This window comes from Leptolinea tardivitalis, assembly GCF_001050275.1.
GTDB classification, from domain to species: Bacteria; Chloroflexota; Anaerolineae; order Anaerolineales; family Anaerolineaceae; genus Leptolinea; species Leptolinea tardivitalis.
Window position 1 is genome coordinate 63,945 of the sequence record NZ_BBYA01000011.1, and the last position, 18,010, is coordinate 81,954.

At 49.0% G+C, this 18,010-nt stretch carries 19 protein-coding genes; 5 read left to right on the forward strand and 14 right to left on the reverse strand.

Translation table 11 applies throughout. The annotated features are described in order from the left end of the window. Positions 1-4: 4 nt before the first annotated feature. Positions 5-412, reverse strand: a complete 408-nt coding sequence (locus tag LTAR_RS13110; protein ID WP_062422724.1) for a cobalamin B12-binding domain-containing protein — start codon at positions 410-412, stop codon at positions 5-7. A 172-nt stretch (positions 413-584) separates the two neighbouring features. Between LTAR_RS13110 and LTAR_RS13115 the strand changes: the two genes are divergently transcribed. Both LTAR_RS13115 and LTAR_RS13120 read left to right on the forward strand, forming a co-directional pair. Next, entirely contained in the window at positions 585-1,685 is a 1,101-nt protein-coding gene (locus tag LTAR_RS13115; protein ID WP_062422725.1) for a magnesium chelatase ATPase subunit I, read from the forward strand. A 161-nt stretch (positions 1,686-1,846) separates the two neighbouring features. Then, positions 1,847-2,668 carry a vWA domain-containing protein gene (locus LTAR_RS13120; protein WP_062422726.1) on the forward strand — a complete coding sequence of 274 codons (822 nt, stop codon included), beginning with the start codon at positions 1,847-1,849 and terminating at the stop codon, positions 2,666-2,668. A 90-nt stretch (positions 2,669-2,758) separates the two neighbouring features. Here LTAR_RS13120 and LTAR_RS13125 read toward each other — a convergent pair whose 3' ends face one another. The 5 genes from LTAR_RS13125 to LTAR_RS13145 form a co-directional block, all read right to left on the reverse strand. Continuing rightward, positions 2,759-3,202 carry a CBS domain-containing protein gene (locus LTAR_RS13125; protein WP_062422727.1) on the reverse strand — a complete coding sequence of 148 codons (444 nt, stop codon included), beginning with the start codon at positions 3,200-3,202 and terminating at the stop codon, positions 2,759-2,761. A 172-nt stretch (positions 3,203-3,374) separates the two neighbouring features. Then, positions 3,375-5,354 carry a chloride channel protein gene (locus tag LTAR_RS13130; RefSeq protein ID WP_062422728.1) on the reverse strand — a complete coding sequence of 660 codons (1,980 nt, stop codon included), beginning with the start codon at positions 5,352-5,354 and terminating at the stop codon, positions 3,375-3,377. A 212-nt stretch (positions 5,355-5,566) separates the two neighbouring features. Beyond that, positions 5,567-6,400: a DNA-methyltransferase gene (locus tag LTAR_RS13135; RefSeq protein WP_062422729.1), complete on the reverse strand. Its 834-nt coding sequence runs from the start codon at positions 6,398-6,400 to the stop codon at positions 5,567-5,569. A gap of 44 nt (positions 6,401-6,444) precedes the next feature. After that, positions 6,445-7,458, reverse strand: coding sequence for an RDD family protein (locus tag LTAR_RS13140; protein WP_062422730.1), 1,014 nt, complete (start codon positions 7,456-7,458; stop codon positions 6,445-6,447). Between the two features lie 82 nt (positions 7,459-7,540). Further along, entirely contained in the window at positions 7,541-8,428 is an 888-nt protein-coding gene (locus LTAR_RS13145) for a pirin family protein (RefSeq protein WP_062422943.1), read from the reverse strand. 533 nt (positions 8,429-8,961) lie between these two features. Here LTAR_RS13145 and LTAR_RS13150 point away from each other — a divergent pair. Continuing rightward, complete coding sequence (locus LTAR_RS13150) at positions 8,962-10,335, forward strand: TrpB-like pyridoxal phosphate-dependent enzyme (protein ID WP_062422731.1); 1,374 nt, start codon at positions 8,962-8,964, stop codon at positions 10,333-10,335. 52 nt (positions 10,336-10,387) lie between these two features. On the opposite strand, the gene LTAR_RS13155 is transcribed toward LTAR_RS13150, so the two are convergent. The 4 genes from LTAR_RS13155 to LTAR_RS13170 are packed head-to-tail and all read right to left on the reverse strand — an operon-like array spanning position 10,388 to position 13,053. Next, complete coding sequence (locus LTAR_RS13155) at positions 10,388-10,735, reverse strand: HepT-like ribonuclease domain-containing protein (protein WP_062422732.1); 348 nt, start codon at positions 10,733-10,735, stop codon at positions 10,388-10,390. Next, positions 10,735-11,034 carry a nucleotidyltransferase family protein gene (locus LTAR_RS13160; RefSeq protein ID WP_062422733.1) on the reverse strand — a complete coding sequence of 100 codons (300 nt, stop codon included), beginning with the start codon at positions 11,032-11,034 and terminating at the stop codon, positions 10,735-10,737. Before LTAR_RS13160 ends, LTAR_RS13155 begins: the two co-directional genes overlap by 1 nt. A 4-nt stretch (positions 11,035-11,038) precedes the next feature. Continuing rightward, the gene (locus LTAR_RS13165; protein ID WP_062422734.1) at positions 11,039-12,229 is read right to left on the reverse strand and encodes a M28 family metallopeptidase; all 1,191 of its coding nucleotides are present in this window, start codon (positions 12,227-12,229) and stop codon (positions 11,039-11,041) included. Then, a complete protein-coding gene (locus LTAR_RS13170; protein ID WP_062422735.1) occupies positions 12,226-13,053 on the reverse strand; it encodes a hypothetical protein in 828 nt (275 codons plus the stop codon). Before LTAR_RS13170 ends, LTAR_RS13165 begins: the two co-directional genes overlap by 4 nt. A gap of 80 nt (positions 13,054-13,133) precedes the next feature. Between LTAR_RS13170 and LTAR_RS13175 the strand changes: the two genes are divergently transcribed. After that, the gene (locus LTAR_RS13175) at positions 13,134-13,556 is read left to right on the forward strand and encodes a secondary thiamine-phosphate synthase enzyme YjbQ (protein WP_062422736.1); all 423 of its coding nucleotides are present in this window, start codon (positions 13,134-13,136) and stop codon (positions 13,554-13,556) included. On the opposite strand, the gene LTAR_RS13180 is transcribed toward LTAR_RS13175, so the two are convergent. Together LTAR_RS13180 and LTAR_RS13185 are read right to left on the reverse strand one after the other, a co-directional pair. Next, positions 13,553-14,164, reverse strand: a complete 612-nt coding sequence (locus tag LTAR_RS13180; RefSeq protein WP_062422737.1) for a GyrI-like domain-containing protein — start codon at positions 14,162-14,164, stop codon at positions 13,553-13,555. The genes LTAR_RS13175 and LTAR_RS13180 overlap by 4 nt on opposite strands. Position 14,165: 1 nt before the next feature. Beyond that, a complete protein-coding gene (locus LTAR_RS13185; RefSeq protein ID WP_062422738.1) occupies positions 14,166-14,699 on the reverse strand; it encodes a PadR family transcriptional regulator in 534 nt (177 codons plus the stop codon). A gap of 107 nt (positions 14,700-14,806) precedes the next feature. Here LTAR_RS13185 and LTAR_RS13190 point away from each other — a divergent pair, with 107 nt between their 5' ends. Beyond that, positions 14,807-16,042, forward strand: a complete 1,236-nt coding sequence (locus tag LTAR_RS13190; protein WP_062422739.1) for a TFIIB-type zinc ribbon-containing protein — start codon at positions 14,807-14,809, stop codon at positions 16,040-16,042. Between the two features lie 8 nt (positions 16,043-16,050). On the opposite strand, the gene LTAR_RS13195 is transcribed toward LTAR_RS13190, so the two are convergent. After that, positions 16,051-16,929, reverse strand: a complete 879-nt coding sequence (locus LTAR_RS13195) for a homocysteine S-methyltransferase family protein (RefSeq protein WP_062422740.1) — start codon at positions 16,927-16,929, stop codon at positions 16,051-16,053. An 83-nt stretch (positions 16,930-17,012) separates the two neighbouring features. After that, positions 17,013-17,918, reverse strand: a complete 906-nt coding sequence (locus LTAR_RS13200; protein ID WP_062422741.1) for a zinc ribbon domain-containing protein — start codon at positions 17,916-17,918, stop codon at positions 17,013-17,015. Positions 17,919-18,010 lie beyond the last annotated feature (92 nt).

The following is an 18,010-nucleotide window of genomic DNA, read 5'->3' on the forward strand; positions in this document are numbered from 1 at the left end:
ATCCTTACCCTTCTATGGCGCCCGTAAGAGCCAGGCGCACAGAAGAAATGATTTCTTCAGTTTTTGTACCGGGGCCAAATACACCGGCAACCCCCATCTTTTTTAATGCGATGGCATCTTCATCCGGAATAATGCCACCCACAAATACCGGTCTGTCACCCAGCCGGTTGAGTTTTAATAATTCCAAAATTCGGGGAACAAGAGTCATGTGAGCGCCGGAAAGAATCGATAATCCAATGGCGTCCACATCTTCTTGAAGGGCAGCCTCTACAATCATTTCCGGGGTTTGCCGGAGACCTGTGTAGATGACTTCCATTCCTGCATCACGCAAAGCACGGGCGACGATTTTCGCCCCGCGATCGTGACCATCCAGTCCGGGTTTTGCCACCAGCACACGAATTTTCTTTTCCATGCCAACTCCAGCATTCAAATTATACCCTGTTGGGTTGTTTCTGACGGACGTTTATCGCTGAAATCAGAAGTTTAGTGTGATCTTAAACAACCTTCTGTATGCAGTTGATTCCATGTTTTTGTGGTGGTAAACTTTCTACACTGTTGAAATATATATCAAGGATATTATTTTTATGCCAAACATTTTTCCCTTTACTGCGATCGTCGGACAGGAACGTATGCGCCGGGCGCTGGTTCTCAATGCTGTCGATCCTCGCATTGGCGGCGTACTTATCCGCGGTGAACGCGGTACGGCAAAATCTACGGCAGCACGCGCACTGGCTGCCCTGTTACCTTATGTGAAAGTTGTGGCAGATTGCCGCTTTGGCTGTGACCCGGATGCTCCGGCCAGCCTGTGCACCGAATGCCGTGAGCGGATTGCCCGCGGTGAATCTTTGCCTGTAAAAACCCGGCCAACACCCTTTGTCAACCTGCCGGTTTCTGCCACGGAAGATCGTGTGGTAGGGACATTGGATATCGAAAAAGCCATCCAGAAAGGCGAACGGGCATTTGAACCCGGTGTTCTGGCGGCAGCCAACCGCGGCATGTTATACATCGATGAAGTCAACCTGCTGGATGATCATGTGGTTGACGTGCTGCTTGACTCTGCGGCCATGGGTATGAATATTGTCGAACGCGAAGGTATTTCGTTTTCACACCCGGCCCGGTTTATCCTGGTGGGAACCATGAACCCGGAAGAAGGCGACCTGCGTCCGCAACTGCTGGACCGCTTTGCCCTTTCGGTAGATATTCACGGTATCCGTGATTCGCGTGAGCGCGTGACGATCATGGAACGCAACCTGGAATATGAAGCTTCCCCCGATAATTTCCGGAAGAAATGGGAACCGAAAGAAGAGGAAATTTCAAAACAGATTGAAGAAGCCCGCAAGCTCGTCGATCGGGTGGGTTACACCAAACATGACCTGATTTCCATTGCTTCTTTAACAGCATCTTTAAATGTTGACGGGCATCGCTCTGACCTGGTCATTTTGAAAGCTGCTCGCGCTCAGGCTGCCATTGAAGGACGTACGTCTGTTACTGATAGAGATATCGCCATGGCTGCTGAACTGGCTCTCCCTCACCGCCTGAAACGGGGTCCTTTTATGCAGTCTGAAATGACCATGGAAGACCTGCAGGAGCGTATAGAATCCCTGCAAGGTGGATCGAGCAAGGGTAAATCTGAACAGGAGCAGGAACCGGAAGATGATGCTTCCGATGATGTAAAAAAAAAGTAAGTGAAGATGTTCAGGTCGAAGAACGACAGGACCTGAAGCCTCCGGCTGAAGAAGGTAAGCCGGTTTTCAAAGATGCCACAGCCCACTGGTGGGATGGTGGTGAAAAAACCAAGATTGGCGAATCCTTCAATCCGCGCAAGCTGGATACCCCGCTTGACCAGATGATCCGCAAGCAGGGTGGACGGCGTTCACGTACCAAGACAGAACAGGCGCGCGGCCGATATGTTCAGGCGCGCCCCACACCGGGTAAGGCTTTTGATCTGGCGTTTGATGCCACCATTCGGGCGGCAGCACCATACCAGCGCAACCGTTCAGAACAACGGCGGCGGGTGGCGTTTGCCGTCAAACCGGCAGATTACATGCGCAAAGTTCGGGTTCGCCGGGCGGCCAACCTGGTCCTATTTCTGGTGGATGCCTCCTGGTCAATGGCTGTGGCAGAACGTATGGCTGCCACCAAGGGCGCTATACTCTCGCTCTTGACCGATGCCTACCAGCGCCGCGACCGTGTGGGTCTGATCGTTTTCCAGAAAGACCGGGCCACCCTTGTGTTGCCGCCAACCAATTCCGTTCAACTGGCTCAACGGGCGCTTTCTGAAATTCCGGTAGGCGGAAAAACACCCTTACCGGCTGGTTTACAGATGTCACTCGAGGTGCTGCACCGTGAATCAACACTGCATCCTGAAGTGCAGCCATTATTGATTGTTCTGACGGACGGGGCCGGTAATGTTTCGATGGGGCATATGTCACCTCAGGACGAGTCCAACATGCTGGCCGATTTACTCGCGGAAGAAAAAATCCACAGTGTAGTGGTCAATATGGAGCATGCGGCCTTCGATCAGGGACTGGCACAGGTATTGGCCGACCACCTGCAGGCTCCCTGCTATACGATCACCGATCTGAAGGCAGAAAACCTTTATCAGACAGTACGCAATGAAATGTCAGCCATTGGTACGGTTTCAATGGGTGGTATCGGCGCTAAATAAGAGTGTCTGTTGCATAGATAAAACCGAGGTTGGAGAGAGATTTTCGACCCCGGTTTTTATTTGAATCACCCGGAATACATGGGTTGAAATTTATGCAGGATAAGTGCGGCCTTGAATATAATCTTCCAGCTGGTTGATGGTCAGTTGTTTGTTGGAGATTAATTCGCGTACAACATCACCGATCGAAATCACCCCGATTAATTTTTCATTTTCCAACACCGGAAGATGCCGGATATGCCTGTCAGTCATCAATTGCATGCATTGTTCAATACTCTGGTCGGGTGTAACCGTCGAGATTTCAGTGGTCATATAACGTTCAACTGTCGAATAAAGCAGGCATTGGCCTGTTTGGGCAATTGAGCGAACGAAATCCCGTTCAGAAACAACACCAACGATTTTCCCCTCTTTTGTGACCATTAATGCGCCGACATCTTTTTTTGCCAGCAGATGGAGAGTGTCAATCATTGTTGTTTCCGGTGAAACTGACCAGACATCGCCGCCTTTGTTCCGTAAAAGGTCTCGGACTGTAACCATGGTTTGCTCCTTGTTATCGAGAATGATTGCTCCGATCTGTATAGAAAAACAGACGATCAAACCAACAAAAGTGCAACTGCATGATAATTATGGATATACTACAGGAAGCAGAGGAAAAATGCAATTCGGAAATTTCGCCAACAGGTAATAAAAAGAATTCGTATCGGGTCGATTAATATTCTGATTCTACAAAAACAGTCTTACACATTCCTAAAATCAGGTCATAGAGATTGCTTTTGGTTACGATAACCAGAATGTCCCCGGTAAATATGGTTGTTTCACCACGGGGAATGAAAACCTGATTCCCCCGGCGGATGCTGGCAATGATGCATTCAGGTGGAAAAGGAATTTCTTTTAGTTTCTTGTTCGCAATGGACGCTTTTTCTTGAACTGTGACATCAAATACCTGTACCTGTGGTGGAGTCAGTCCGTCAAGCCGGACTGCTTCCTGCCTGTGGCGCTGCGATGCCCTGCGTGAGAGTCCAATGGTATAGGCATGAATGATATCGGCTCTTCGAAGTACTCCCAGAAGTTCTCCGGGATTATGCTGATTCACTACCGGCAGCATTCCAATATCCCTTTTACTCATTCGGCGAAGTGCCAGATTTACCGTCTCTTCAGGATAAGCGACTTCTACTTTTTTGCTGCAGGCATCTTTTACCAGCCTGGCATCTGCTTTTTCTATATCCTGAATGGAGAGTATACCTTCAAGAAAACCCTGATCGTTCAACACCGGAAGACTGTTTTCATGCGACTTGAGAAGAATCTCTTCCGCCTCATCCAGGCTGGTTGTATCAGAGAGAGTCTCGGGCTCAGAGCGCATCACCTCACTGACTGTCAGTGTACTTAGTATTTCAATGTCCCGGCCGCGATCCAGCCGGATTCCCTGTTCAGCCAACCCCATTTCATACACTGAATCTGCCTGCAGTTTTCTGGATACGGCAAAACTGACTGCCACTGAAAACATAAGCGGCAAAATGATCCGGTAATCATTGGTCATTTCGAACAACAGGAGAATACAGGTTAATGGTGCTCGGACGGTACCGGAAAGAACGGCTGCCATGCCCACCAGAGCAAATGCAGCCGGATGGAGCCCAATATTCGGAAACCACAGGTTCATCAAGGCTCCAAATCCGCCACCCAGCGTGGCACCGATGAACAATGCCGGAGCAAAAACACCCCCGACAAATCCGCCGCCCAGGCTGAATGGTGTGAGAATCACTTTGACTATCATCAGGATGGCGAGTACTCTTAGGTCGAATGAGGTGTTATTTAAAACCTGGCCGATCGTTTCATACCCGGTTCCCAGCACCTGGGGAATGACCAATCCAACGGCACCGATAATCAGGCCGGATATTACAGGTTTTACCAGATTGGCAATATTCCATTGGGAGAAAAGACGACGGAAACTATCAATTAATCGAATATACAGTGCTGAAACTGGAGCGGCCAGTAAACCGAGGGCTAAGTAAAGGGGAAGCTCATAGACTGAATTGAAGGCATAGGCTGGTATGGGAAAAGCAGGGGACGTTCCGGAGACTGCCTGTGTGAAAACAGCCGAGGAAACAGCGGTGGCCAGAATCAACGTGAGTGCGCTGGTGCTGATTTCTCCCAGAATAATCTCTACGGCAAAGAAGACACCGGCAATGGGTGCATTAAAAGCGGCTGCTATGGCAGCGGCTACACCGGCTGCCACCAGGGCTGCCGTCCGTTCCTCAGACAGGTGAAGTAATTGCCCGAATATGGAACCAAAGCTGGCCCCAATCTGGACGGATGGATCTTCAGGTCCAAGGGATGCTCCGGAGCCAATGGAAATTATGGCCTGTATTGTTTTGATAGGCGTTTTTTGATAGTGGATTCTGCCGCCCGTTAAGGCAACAGCCTGCATGACTCCGGCTGTGCCGTGCATAGATTTGCCCGAATCAAAATATCGGGTCAACAATCCAACGATTAATCCACCGGCAGCCGGAATGAGGACAACCATCCAGCCTGAAACCAATCCAAAGGATTGACGATGGGCATACTCAATTAACCATTTGAACAGCCATATTGCGGCGCCGGTAAGAACACCGACAAGAACAGCCAACAGCGAAAGGGTGAGGGTTTGAGTAGAAAATGGTTTTGATAATCGGGTAAATAAAGTATCTTTCATCGATATAGCCAACCGATTTTAGCACTTAAATAATTGTCTCGATTCATAACAGAACACTGCCTTCGACAGGCTCAGGCAGCGGAAGGCGGGAAAGGCTCAGGCAGTGGAAGAAGGGAAAACTCAACCCGGTGGCTGAGCTCGTCGAAGCCCAAGGCACTTGCCTTCGACAGGCTCAGGCAGCGGAAGAAGGGAAAGGCTCAGGCAGTGGAGGGTTAACCCACCCACACAATGTCAGGAATATCGGCAAACCGCTTTCGCATCACATCCAGGGACTGCGGATTATTATCCACAAGCACAAATTGACGGCCAAGCTCCACACAGGCAGCTCCTGTAGTTCCGCTGCCGGCAAAGAAATCAAGGACCGTATCTCCTGGATTGGACGAAGCCGTAACGATTCGACGCAGCACACCAAGCGGCTTTTGAGTGGGATATCCGGTCTTTTCTTTCCCATTTGTGGCCACGATCGTATGCCACCAGGTGTCAGTGGGCAGCTTTCCCCTGGCTGCCTTGACTTCACCTACCAGCCCGGGTGCCATATACGGAATGCGATCGACAGCATCTTGATTGAAGGTGTATTGTTCCGGGTCTTTGACGTACAGCAGGATATTGTCATGTTTGGCCGGCCAGCGGTTTTTTGGACGGCCGCCGTAGTCATACGCCCAGATGATTTCATTCAAAAAGCACTCCCGCCCAAAAATCATATCCAACAAAATTTTGCAGTAGTGCACTTCGCGATAGTCGATATGGAAATACAGGCTGCCGGTGGTTTTTAAAAGACGATACGCTTCTGAAAGACGCGGCTCAAGGAATGACAGGTAATCGTCAAAAATATCGGCATACCCACGCGAACCAATTTTTATCGTCTCGTATCGCCGTCCGCCAAACCCGGTGCGGTCACCATTTGTACTGCGTTCCGTGCGGATCTGCGTGCGGGTCTGTGTCCGGCCGGTATTAAAGGGCGGATCGATGTATATAAGGTCGATGGATTCGGTTGGCAGGGATTGAAGAACAGGCAGGTTATCCCCGAAGTAGATGGTGTTGGGCATGGAGGAATTTTAACAGCAAAGAGGCAGGAAATAAGGGATCGGTTTTATCCCCCGGTGGATGATTTTTCGACAAGAATGGATTGCCATTCCTCCACCGGATTGGAATACCAGAATCCCGACGAATAACTGGCAATACCGATATCATAACCGTACGTGAGTTTGACCTGAATCTGGTCAAACTCATCAATTCCCTTCATGTTGTGCAAAGCCTGCCCGGCAATTCTTCTGGCAATCTCCCAGCGGCTGTCTTCCGGCAACTGACCGACTGTCCACACATCTATGACCAGCGACCGGTAGGCCGGATCTTTTTCCGGTGTGATGGTTTGATCACGGACGGTAACGGTGAAAAAACGGGGATCAGACGCCAGGGTTTGTTGAATTTCCCTGATTCGGGTTGAAGAAGGATTCGGAATGTAGGATGGGTTATCAGCCTGAAGAAAGAACAGGAAAATGGCAGTTAGCAGCATCCAGACACCGGCAAACGCCCAGTGGACGCTCTTCGTGCGGGGTAGGGGGACTTCCGCCACTGCGTTAACTTTAATCACATACGTCTGGTAAAGCAGGTCGTGGAAACCCTGCTGGGCACCCCGGTTGAAGATCATCGTGTACAGGATGGCGCCGCCCAGTCCGAACAGGATCCATGCAGATAAGAAGGCTAAAACTCTGTTTTCAAACGCAGGCAAAGCCCAACCACCCAACAGGAAAGGGAGTACCAGCAGGGTGGTGCGTGCCAGCGACCTTAACGGAGTAATTGGCCGTCCATTGGCATCGCTGACGGTTGTTTTCATCAGTCGTTTTCCTACAGTCTGACCGTTGCCAACGGACGAGTTCAACAGTCCAAAGTATGGAAGAATGATCAGCAGACCCAAAAGACGGCCATAGGGGCCGATGGTAAAGAGCCAGTCTGCGAACAACCACCCCAGAGCCTGACCTGCCAAACCCAGAAGAATGGCGTCAACCATCCAGGCGGCAAAGCGCTGCCAGAGACTGGCAATCGGCGTATCAGTTGGCAATGGTGTCGGCTGGTTTTCAGCCTGTTCTTGATGAGAATCCTGCATGATGTATAAAAAAATTCCTGGAAAGATAATTTTAGTGACCGATACAGAACATTAAAGCATCATTGTAGCAGAGATGCCCGGACTATTTTTTCTTGATGAAAGTCCCTTCCTGATATTCCCGGAAGGCCGTACGCAGTTCATCCTGTGTATTCATAACGATAGGGCCATACCAGGCAACCGGTTCACGCAGCGGTTTCCCGGAAATGAGCAGGAACTGCGCACCTTCAACGCCGGCGGTAGCCTGAACAGTATCGCCGTCATTGAATACCACCAGACTGTGATTGCCGAGATACGGATCACGGTTCAGGAAGTCGAAATAATTCTCACCTGATGATGAGTAGTCAAAGCAATCTTGTTCTTCGCAGAAACGTACACGGCCCCCAATGACATACGCAAAACACGTGTGACCGCGCGGCACGGGGTTGGTGAAACTTTCACCGGCGGGGATGGTCACATCGAGATATTCCGGTTCGATGACGATATCTTTCACCGATTCGCTGATCACCTTTATGACCACGCCGTTATCCAATGTCACCACCGGGATTGCGGCAGCTTTGATATCACGGTATCGGGGATCCATCATCTTCTGGCTGCTGGGCAGGTTGGCCCACAGTTGAAACCCGTACATACGCCCATCGGCGGATGCTTTGGGCATTTCCTGATGAATGATCCCGCTCCCGGCTGTCATCCATTGCACATCGCCGGGGCCGATCACCCCATGATTGCCCAGGCTGTCGCCGTGTTCCACTGTACCGACCGTCAGGTAGGTGATGGTTTCGATGCCGCGGTGGGGGTGCCAGGGGAATCCCTTGATGTAATTTTCCGCCTGGTCACCGCGGAAGTCATCGAGCAGCAGGAAGGGGTCAAACAGTTCGGTGGCGCCGAAGCCGAATGCCCGGCGAAGATGTACCCCGGCGCCTTCGAGAGTCGGCTGGCTTTTGGTCACACGGAAGATTTTGCGGTTGTTCATCGCGTGCCCCTTTTGTAAATAATTTTCCTTGATCATTGTAGCGGAATTTATTAACAAAAATCCAGATTCTCTTGACAAATCCATTTTTCCCGCTACAATAATCACAAATACGTCAAAAGACTTTGACGAGGACGAGTAAGCGCCGTCGAGGCGGTACAGAGAGCATGGAGAAGTGGTGAGAGCCTGCCCGTACAATGACGCCGAATGGACCTCCGAGTCGCAGGGAGAACGACTTTACGTCAAGTACCTCGTGCCGGAATTGCCACCGTTATCAGGGTAAAAGGTATCGCAGAATTTCTGCCGTACTTGAATGAGTGAGGCTGGCTTTTATTTTCCCCCGTGCGCCGTCACCGGGGGATTTTTGTTAAAGTCTACAACAGCAGCCTAACCAGGGTGGCACCGCGGATGCAAACGCATTCGTCCCTAACAAGGGATGAATGCGTTTTTTTTGTTTTCAGGAGGTGCCCCATCACATTGTTTTGTTTGTTGTCCTAACTAAACCATCTTCCACCCAATATTTCAGGAGGCTTACCATGTCAGACCAAATTCGTTTCGATCTTTCCCAGAATGATATTCCGCGTTTTTATTACAACATTAATGCAGATAATCCGGTGGCGCCGAACCCGGTGCTAAACCCTGCAACACTGGAACCGGTGACACCGGATTTTCTTTCCGTGCTTTTCCCCATGGATTTGATCATGCAGGAGATCAGCACAGAACGGTATATTGAAATCCCGCAGGAAGTGCTGGATATCTATAAACTCTGGAGGCCAACCCCCCTCATGCGTGCCGCGCGGCTTGAAAAAGCCCTGGGAACACCGGCCCATATTTACTACAAGTACGAGGGGACGTCGCCCTCCGGCAGCCATAAATCCAACACGGCCGTGCCGCAGGCTTTCTTCAACAAGATCGCCGGAACCAAAGCCCTGACCACTGAAACCGGCGCCGGGCAGTGGGGGTCAGCCGTTTCGATGGCGGGCAAATTCTTCGACCTGCCGGTGGAAGTCTACATGGTCAAGGTGTCTTACAACCAGAAACCCTATCGCCGCTTCCTTATGGAAACCTATGGCGGTGAGGTATATGCCAGTCCGAGTGACCGCACCGAGGCAGGGCGTGCCATGCTGGCCAAAGACCCCAATTGCAACGGGTCTCTTGGATTGGCCATATCAGAAGCGGTGGAAGTGGCCGCCAAATCGAATGGCACTAAAAAATACAGCCTGGGTTCGGTTTTGCATCATGTGTGTATGCACCAATCCATCATCGGTGAAGAAGCCCTCAAACAGATGGACCTGGCCGGTGAGTATCCTGATGTGGTGATTGGCTGCGTGGGCGGCGGCTCCAATTTCTCCGGCATCGCCTACCCATTCCTGCGCGAAAACCTGAAGAACGGTCAGCGGGCCAGATTATTGGCCGTGGAACCGACTGCTACTCCTTCGCTCACCAAGGGTATTTTCGCTTTTGACTATGGTGATACGGCAAAAATGGCACCGGTCGTCAAGATGCATACCCTCGGCCATGATTTCATGCCTCCGGCCATTCATGCCGGCGGATTGCGTTACCACGGTATGGCGCCTGTGCTTTCGTCGCTGGTGGACGCCGGGTATATTGAGGCAGCAGCCGTTGATCAGAAATCCGTTTTCGCGGCGGCTACGGCGTTTGCCCAGTCTGAAGGCATTCTGCCGGCCCCTGAATCTGCGCATGCTATCTGCGCGGCTATCAAAGAAGCTCTCGATGCCAAGGAAAAAGGCGAAAAACGCACCATTCTATTCAACCTGTCTGGTCATGGACACTTTGACCTTACAGCGTACAACGCCTACAAACAGGGCGAATTGGGCGATTCTACTTACCCAGATGAACTGATTGCCGATATCCCGAATCACCTGCCGAAAGTTCCGATGGTCGCTTGAGGTAGTTTCTGTAAAAGAAGGTGGTCAGATTTTTATTTGACCACCTTCTCTGTTATTCTGATCCATAATCCTTTAGTATTTCAGGTAATTTTTCTATTAATAATGGGATACGTTTTTTTATAGTTTCCCAGATGATGGAATGTTGAATCCCAAAATAGTGATGAATCAACAGGTCTCTCATTTTTGACATGGCCGACCAGTCAATTTCAGGGTAGATATCCGTAATGTCTTTTGGAATGTTCTTAGCTGCTTCACCAATAATCTCAAATCCCTGTATAACGGCAAAGACAGTTTTTTCATCCGCGATGAAATCATCATATGTCATATCCGAAACGAAATTTTGGATTGACCTGGCTGTTTGTAAAATATCAACGAGATATTCCTTGAAGTCTCTAGGCATCAGGTTATTTTGACCATTTCTTCATAAATGTGCCTGGCAAATTGAGGCCGTAAATTCATATCTGGGACAAGATCAATCTTAATCTTGAGGTTTTCTTCAAGAAAAAGGTTTAATGCCGCCAGATCAAATAGATCTGGCGTTTTTGTGTATGTTACGAGAATATCCAGGTCGCTTTCGGGTTTCTCTTCCCCTCTTGCATAGGAACCAAAAACAGCAATGTCTGAAATAGAAAAATTTTCACAGAGAAGTGGTTTTAAAGCTTCCAGTATTTTCACATAATCAGTCAGATTCTTTTTCATTTCATTATTCTACAGGATTTGATTTGTCTTTTTCAAGAATCCAGATAAGTTGGGTGATTACCTCAGCCATGTGCTTCATTTGATCCGGGTCAATCACCGATAATGTATCGTTTGGGGTATGGTAGGTTGCCCAGGAGAGGGGTGACCCCGTGTTTTCCTGATGGGCTGTAGAAAAACCAGCCCGGGCAAAGGGGACAAAATCACCCCAACGGCGGGGTACAGCATGGAAGACTGCCAGCGGGTCTGCCCGCTTGATGGATTCATTTAATTTTGGATCTGTTTTAATCGGGCGGAGGGTACCGCATTGGGTGGTGATACGCATTCCGCTTCCGGCGCCAATCATATCTACACTGATGACAGCTGCATGCATTTGATTTTCCACCATGAAGCTGGCAAATTGACGTGCACCGTGCAGCCCGGTTTCTTCTGCCCCGGTAAAGAGGAAACCGATCTGTAAATTCTTCGGCGTGTCACCGGCCAACGCCAGAGCTGATGCCGCCAACAGAGCCGTCCCAGAACCGTTGTCGTTTGCCCCGGGTGAAAATCGCCCTCGTGAGGAGGCCGCTTCCCAGATATCTTGAATAAGTAGCAGACCGGCCATACCCCAGGCCAAACTTTGCCCGAGCGTGAGGAATAATCCGGTGATATCAATACCCATGAATTGAAATAATCCGGGAATGATCAGGATATTGGCCACTCGCATCATGGTGTAGATCGATTTGTCGCGCCATTTCTTCCAAAGTGCTGGACCGTCTGGTACCGCCCGCGCAGAGTCAACATGAGCGCAGAAAATTACATCGAGGTTTTGATAAGACGTATTTTTCGGTGTTACCAGAAGATTGGCCGATCCGTCTTTATATGGCAACAGCTTTTCCTGTAGGAATAACATACACTCGGGTAACAGCAAAATTAATAATGGAAGGAGAAGAGTAACCCAGCCGCTTGTGGATAAAGTCAGGCCAACCAGGGCAAAACCGGCGGCGGCTACACTGTAATAAGGAAAGAATGCCGGTTCGGGTTGGTAACGAACGGGGAACTGCCTTGTATCCAGGGCGGATTGGCGGAATTGCTCTTCAAGCCAGTCAAGCGTGTGTTTTTCAGCCGCCGATCCGGCCGGGCGGGGACCAATCTCTTCCACCAGATGGGTGAGGAGTTCCATGGTTTTATGCTGAAGTAATTCCGGTTCGAGGCTCATCGTTTTGCCGTAATAATAAAACGTTCCAACGGATATGAGTATAAAAGTGGTTCCATGCGTATAGAGGCGGTTGGTTTTATCCCCAGATGTTCCAGATTCTTCAACTCGGCTGTATGCTCTTCCAGTCCCTGATTAACAATGAGCAACAGACCGCCCGGTTTAAGGCTGTTCCAGGCGGTATTAAGCAGGTCCATGGGTTCGAACAGGTTGCCGGGAAGCCCCCATTCCAGATGATCTTTAAGGAAAACAAAGGGAAAGAACAGGGTGATCAGATCACAGGTGGAGGGCAGGATCTCAAATCCTTTTTCACTGTATTCTATTCCTGCCAACCCCTGCATATTGCCCAGGGCATGATCCCGGCGGGTGTGAAAATCGGAATACAGGCGGAAGGCATCCATTTCATAACCGGTCAAATGGACGGTTCGCGGCACCGATGATTGGTACCAGGTCAATGCCGCATGCAGGGCGTGCACATAAAACCACGATGAAGGGCCGATATCGGCTGCCGTCACACTTGGAGGAAAGGCAGTTTGTGATTGCTCGAAGGCTGAATCCAGCATGGCGAGGTAGAAGAAATTCTCTTTTATTTCTTCCACCCTGTGGTTCTTTTCATAATAATCAAAATGATACTGTGCTCGCAGACGGGTAATCTGACTGTTTACCCGGGCCTGTTCTTCAGGTGGATACGTGTCAAGAATATTGACCGCGTGTTTCACTGTTTGTATAACAGGCCGCGAGGAAAAATGGAGATGCTGACGAATGGGGAAATCGAGTGAATTCCGCAAACGCATCCAGGCAAAATAAAGTGAAGTAAATGGATTCATAATCAGTTATCTGCGAGTAATTATACAGAATGAACCAAACGGTATAATTTGACCAAATTACCGAAGAAAGAATTGACTGAATGGACTGGTTAAAAGATACTCTCACTTTTGAAACCCGCGGCAAAGGCATGTACCTGATAACAAAAAACATTCAGGAGCTGCTCACAGAATGGAAGGTGCAAGAAGGGCAATGCACTTTGTTTGTACCACATACCAGTGCATCTCTGGCGCTCAGTGAGTGTTATGACCCGGATGCCAGGGCTGATGTGGAGCAGTTCTTTGAACGCATAGCTCCAGAGAACCAGTCCTGGCATAAGCACACTCTGGAGGGTGGTGATGATTCACCTTCCCACATGCGTGCGGTAATCAGCCATAACAGCCTGACCATTCCGATCGATCAAAGAAAGTTAAGCCTGGGAACCTGGCAGGGTGTATACCTGTTCGAGCACCGGCAGTCACCCATGCTGCGAAAAGTGCTGGTACGCTGCCTGAAAGTTACCTAAACTTTTTGGATTGGCTGACGGAGTATGGTTTTAAGTTTCTCGGGGGCTGATCGCTGGGGATTGCCCAGATAAATCTCATGGTGTTTGCCGCGTAATCCGTACCCATGGTTTTGTGCAAAGGCATGGATGCGCTGGATATTGGGACCTTCGGCGCTGTATGGACCGATATGCATCATCTGCACAACCAAACCTTCGTCATAGGTTTCGTAGCGAATTTTTTCCAGTACAGATTTTTCCACTTTGGCAGATGCCTTGTGGAGAGCTTTTTCTACCTGTTCGACAGATACCCAATCGGGCTGGGCCATCATCATCGTCCAGTCCCAGTTATCTTTATTCCCTAATAGAAAATCATCCATATTGTCTGACCACCACAAACCCTGCAATGGAAAGACCTTGTAATCCTCGACTCCGGTTTTCTTCAGGTCAAATTTGATTGTGTAAGACATGGTATACAGAGCCGAAATAACGGTTGAATATACCGGGCTGGTGTTGGGATCTCCATGACCGTCAATCATTAAGAATTTTATAGGGGGAATGGTGATGATCTGTGGTTCTTTTGCCGAAGGAGAATAGCAGGTTTTGATCAATTCTTTGGGATTGAGAGTCATTTTATCCTCCTTGGGATTCGATTAAAGAAAGGACCCACTCATATTCGGATTTCATGGCATGCAGATTGTGATCAAAGAGCAATGTCACATGAGGTGAAGAAGAGAGCTCCTGGCAAGCTTTTTTATTTTCAACTTCCCGAATGCGTTCAGCCAATGTTTCCTTCAGAAATTCAAGGGACTTGCGAATTTCTTTTTTTGTGAGTATTGGAAGGCAGCACAGGGCAAGGTCAAAATCACCGGTATGCAACCGGGGAGACGCCAGACGCTGCAAGGTTTCTTCATGAAGTATTTCTTTTCCGGCAGCCGTCAGAGAGTAAATTTTTCGGTTTGGCCTGTCTACATCTGATTCATTTTGAGATTGAAGGAAACCGCCGTTTTCGAGTTTATTTAATCCATGGTAAATGGATGAAAAGCCGATATTTGTCCATACACGAATGCCGCGTTCTTTAATGATCTGTTCCATCTGGTATCCATAAACCGGTTTTTCAGCAGCCAGCATGAGCAATACATAGTCAAGGTTGGAAAGGACATACATATTCTAATCCTGTAATATTCTAATATTAGAATATTATAAAAATCAGGTTTGTCAAGAGAGAATTATTCTTGCTATACTCTGTAAGAATACTATCTCCGGAATGGACAATGGAAAATTCAAGAGACCTGCTGGTGCGTGGAGTGGCTGCCGCCAAGTCGCGGTTGGTGGGCGAAGCGCGATTTTACCTGGAATGGGTTTTGCGGTTGGATCCTCCCAGAGACCAGAAGATTGATGCCCTGTTCTGGCTCAGCACACTGGCTTCTGATCCGTCAAAAGAACGGGAATTACTCGAGTCAATTCTGGCCGAAGAACCATTTGAACCGCGGGCACGACGGCGTCTATTGATCCTGGACGGTAAGCTTAAAACGGGCGACCTGATTGATCCAGAACTGTACCAGCAGGAAATAAATACCACGGCATCTTCGTCATCAGACCGGTTCACCTGCCCGAATTGCGGCGGACGATTGACCTATGCACCTGATGGTTCTTCTCTTGAATGTGAATATTGCAGCTCCCGCCAATTCTTCCGAAGGCAAACGGCTTCTCTGGCCAACGATCAAGCGAGTGGAAATGATTTCATCATGGCTATGGCGACTGCCAGCGGCCATAACCAGATGATTGCGCAGCAATTGCTCACCTGTAAAGGATGCGGGGCAGAATTCATCCTCGAAGAGCATCAAATTTCGGCCAACTGTCCTTTCTGTCGTTCATCGCAGGTGATTAACTTCAATACCATCCGGCAGATGATTCCTCCGGCGCGCATCATCCCCATTGAAATTGGTTATCCTCAGGCCTTTGCCACAGCAAAAGAAGCCTTTGCCGGAAATCTGGATATTAACAAGATGTTTGATGTTCGTCCGGCGTTTTATCCCGTTTGGGAATTTGAGTTGAATGGCACGATAGGCTGGCGCGTTCCGACCACCGACCTGGAAAACGAAGACCGGTTTTCTGGAGATGAATTAATCAATTTCTATATGGTGCCGGTACTTGCTGTAGATGGTTTATTAGAATCCTGCTCTGACCTGGCATCTGAATTCGATTATTCACGAATCGAGCCCTATAAACCGCAATATCTGGTGGACTGCCTGGCAGTGGGTTACCAGGTGACAATGGCTTCTGCAGCTCTTGAAGCGCGTGAAATAGCCGTCCGTGAAATGACCCGGCGTATGGAACATAAATTGGGGCGGCGTGCGGGTGATTTTTTCGTCAATTCGTCCGGTTTGTATGTGTCGCAATTCTGGCTGACACTCGTTCCCATATGGATTTTTCTTGAAGCGCAAACAAAGCGAGCGGCTGTTGTCAATGGACAAAACGGGAAAACCCGCATCATTTCAACCGACTAATTCCAATTTCATCCGGCTGTCCTCAGGGCTTTTGCGACTGCCTGAATGTGGTCGGGTGTACTTCCGCAGCAGCCGCCAAAAATTTTGATACCGGCATCTTTAAATTTCAAAGCGTATTCCGCCATGACTTCGGGTGTGACTTCATATACAGTCTGACCATCTTTTGAATGCGGCAATCCGGCATTGGGTTTGGCCATCAATACAGCCCGGGGATTCGCCTGGTGCATCGCCTCGATGGCTGCAAGGGTATCTGTCAGACTGCGGCCGCAATTGCCGCCAATGGCTGCTAAACCAAGCGGCCATAATTCTTGCATGGCCGTTGAGGGTTTGACCCCCATCATCGTTCGGCCATGTGTGTCGAAACTTAATGTCACAATGACTGGCAGATCACATGCCTGTTTCGCACCTTCTATGGCTGCTCTGGCTTCAGATAAATCACTCATCGTCTCGATCAGAATGGCATCCGCTCCACCTTTTGCCAGTGCCGCCGCCTGTTCAGAGAAGGCAGTAACAGCCTGTTCGAAGCTTAACGATCCGAGAGGCTCGAGGAGTTCTCCGGTAGGTCCCATATCGCCAAAAACAAGGCCATCATCCTTCATCACCTCTCTGGCCAATTCGGCAGCCCGTCTGTTGATTTCAACAACTTTTTCCCCCAGATGATTACGATTCAACTTGATCCGGCTGCCGCCAAAGGTGTTTGTCAATACAATATTGGCACCGGCATCTTTATAACTTGAATGAAGTGTGCGGATGGCGGTCGGATTATCCAGATTCCAACTTTCTGGAGCAGTACCGGCGGGTAAACCGGCTTTTTGAAGTTGTGTTCCGGTAGCACCGTCTGCAACTAAAATCGAATGACCGGAAAAAGAATCAGCAAATCGTGACATTTCTTCCTCCTGTAACAAAACTGAATCCAATTAATAATGAGGGACATCCGATAAAACTCCGGAAAACCGGAGGCATCCGCCAATTATTCCGTGCGAAGTTTGGAGCCGCAGGATCGGCAGAAAATATCACCCGCCATAGCCTTCCGACCGCAACTATGACAAAAGACAACGGTTGGTTCGGCATCTGAATCTTTCAAACGGCTTACCGAATATCTTTTACGGAATGCGGTGGTGATTGTTTTCCCCGATCGCCAGTACCAGTACCCCCCGGTGACAATCAGGAATAATCCCAATCCACTCAGGAAATACGGTAATACCTCATTTAGTGTCTGCCAGCCGATAGTCTTGGTGGTGATAGGTTCTACCGGAGAAACGGACTGAGAAGGGGCGCTTAAGTCTGTTCCTGTTTTGTCATAGGTTATATGGATGGTGAAAGTCACGCCGGATTTCACTTCACCAACTACTGATTCGAAATATGTCAATCCATCAGGATTCGCCTGACCGGTTCCCATGGCGGGTTGAATCTGGAAATTCTTTGCCTCAAGAGGCTGCTGTATGTTTAGAACCAGTGATTCGATCCCGTAATCTCCAGTCCATTGATAGGTAAAATCATGCCGGATGTCATCAGTATTTATGGATGGGTCATAATACTCAAATTGAATTTCTGGAACAGGTGACGTGAAGGTTACTTTAACCCAATCCCCTTCCGTTATGGTGGTGTATCGAAGGTTTTCCAACCTTCCATCAATGTCCTTCATAGCTACATTGAAAGGTTTATCAACTTCTGCGGGGATTCGGATTGAAAGAGTTGCCGGAAGGCTTGTTTGCGAAGCCAGCGAAATTCGATAAAACACAAGAACACCCGGCCTGTCATATTCGGGCCAGATATTAATCACCATTTTTGAAAACTCTATCCCGCTTTGTGCTTTTACAGAATTGGGAAAGAGAATCAGGCTGAGGAAAAAAATAAAAGTAAAAAACCTCTTCACCTTTCAAACTCCCGTTCAGGTGACAATCGACCTGATGTAAACCCTGGGAACTCTCAGGAAGGCAGGCGAACACTTAACTTAAATTAATCTTA

Bases quoted from the DNA above. Each gene is read 5' to 3' on its own strand.
- LTAR_RS13160 (WP_062422733.1), bottom strand. From the start codon at position 11,034: ATGAAAAAGAATCTGACTGATTATGTGAAAATACTGGAAGCTTTAAAA.
- LTAR_RS13170 (WP_062422735.1), bottom strand. From the start codon at position 13,053: ATGAATCCATTTACTTCACTTTATTTTGCCTGGATGCGTTTGCGGAAT.
- LTAR_RS13120 (WP_062422726.1), top strand. From the start codon at position 1,847: ATGATCCGCAAGCAGGGTGGACGGCGTTCACGTACCAAGACAGAACAG.
- LTAR_RS13135 (WP_062422729.1), bottom strand. From the start codon at position 6,400: ATGCCCAACACCATCTACTTCGGGGATAACCTGCCTGTTCTTCAATCC.
- LTAR_RS13195 (WP_062422740.1), bottom strand. From the start codon at position 16,929: ATGTCACGATTTGCTGATTCTTTTTCCGGTCATTCGATTTTAGTTGCA.
- LTAR_RS13150 (WP_062422731.1), top strand. From the start codon at position 8,962: ATGTCAGACCAAATTCGTTTCGATCTTTCCCAGAATGATATTCCGCGT.
- LTAR_RS13190 (WP_062422739.1), top strand. From the start codon at position 14,807: ATGGAAAATTCAAGAGACCTGCTGGTGCGTGGAGTGGCTGCCGCCAAG.
- LTAR_RS13185 (WP_062422738.1), bottom strand. From the start codon at position 14,699: ATGTATGTCCTTTCCAACCTTGACTATGTATTGCTCATGCTGGCTGCT.
- LTAR_RS13140 (WP_062422730.1), bottom strand. From the start codon at position 7,458: ATGCAGGATTCTCATCAAGAACAGGCTGAAAACCAGCCGACACCATTG.
- LTAR_RS13175 (WP_062422736.1), top strand. From the start codon at position 13,134: ATGGACTGGTTAAAAGATACTCTCACTTTTGAAACCCGCGGCAAAGGC.
- LTAR_RS13110 (WP_062422724.1), bottom strand. From the start codon at position 412: ATGGAAAAGAAAATTCGTGTGCTGGTGGCAAAACCCGGACTGGATGGT.
- LTAR_RS13130 (WP_062422728.1), bottom strand. From the start codon at position 5,354: ATGAAAGATACTTTATTTACCCGATTATCAAAACCATTTTCTACTCAA.
- LTAR_RS13125 (WP_062422727.1), bottom strand. From the start codon at position 3,202: ATGGTTACAGTCCGAGACCTTTTACGGAACAAAGGCGGCGATGTCTGG.
- LTAR_RS13115 (WP_062422725.1), top strand. From the start codon at position 585: ATGCCAAACATTTTTCCCTTTACTGCGATCGTCGGACAGGAACGTATG.
- LTAR_RS13180 (WP_062422737.1), bottom strand. From the start codon at position 14,164: ATGACTCTCAATCCCAAAGAATTGATCAAAACCTGCTATTCTCCTTCG.
- LTAR_RS13165 (WP_062422734.1), bottom strand. From the start codon at position 12,229: ATGAGCCTCGAACCGGAATTACTTCAGCATAAAACCATGGAACTCCTC.
- LTAR_RS13145 (WP_062422943.1), bottom strand. From the start codon at position 8,428: ATGAACAACCGCAAAATCTTCCGTGTGACCAAAAGCCAGCCGACTCTC.
- LTAR_RS13155 (WP_062422732.1), bottom strand. From the start codon at position 10,735: ATGCCTAGAGACTTCAAGGAATATCTCGTTGATATTTTACAAACAGCC.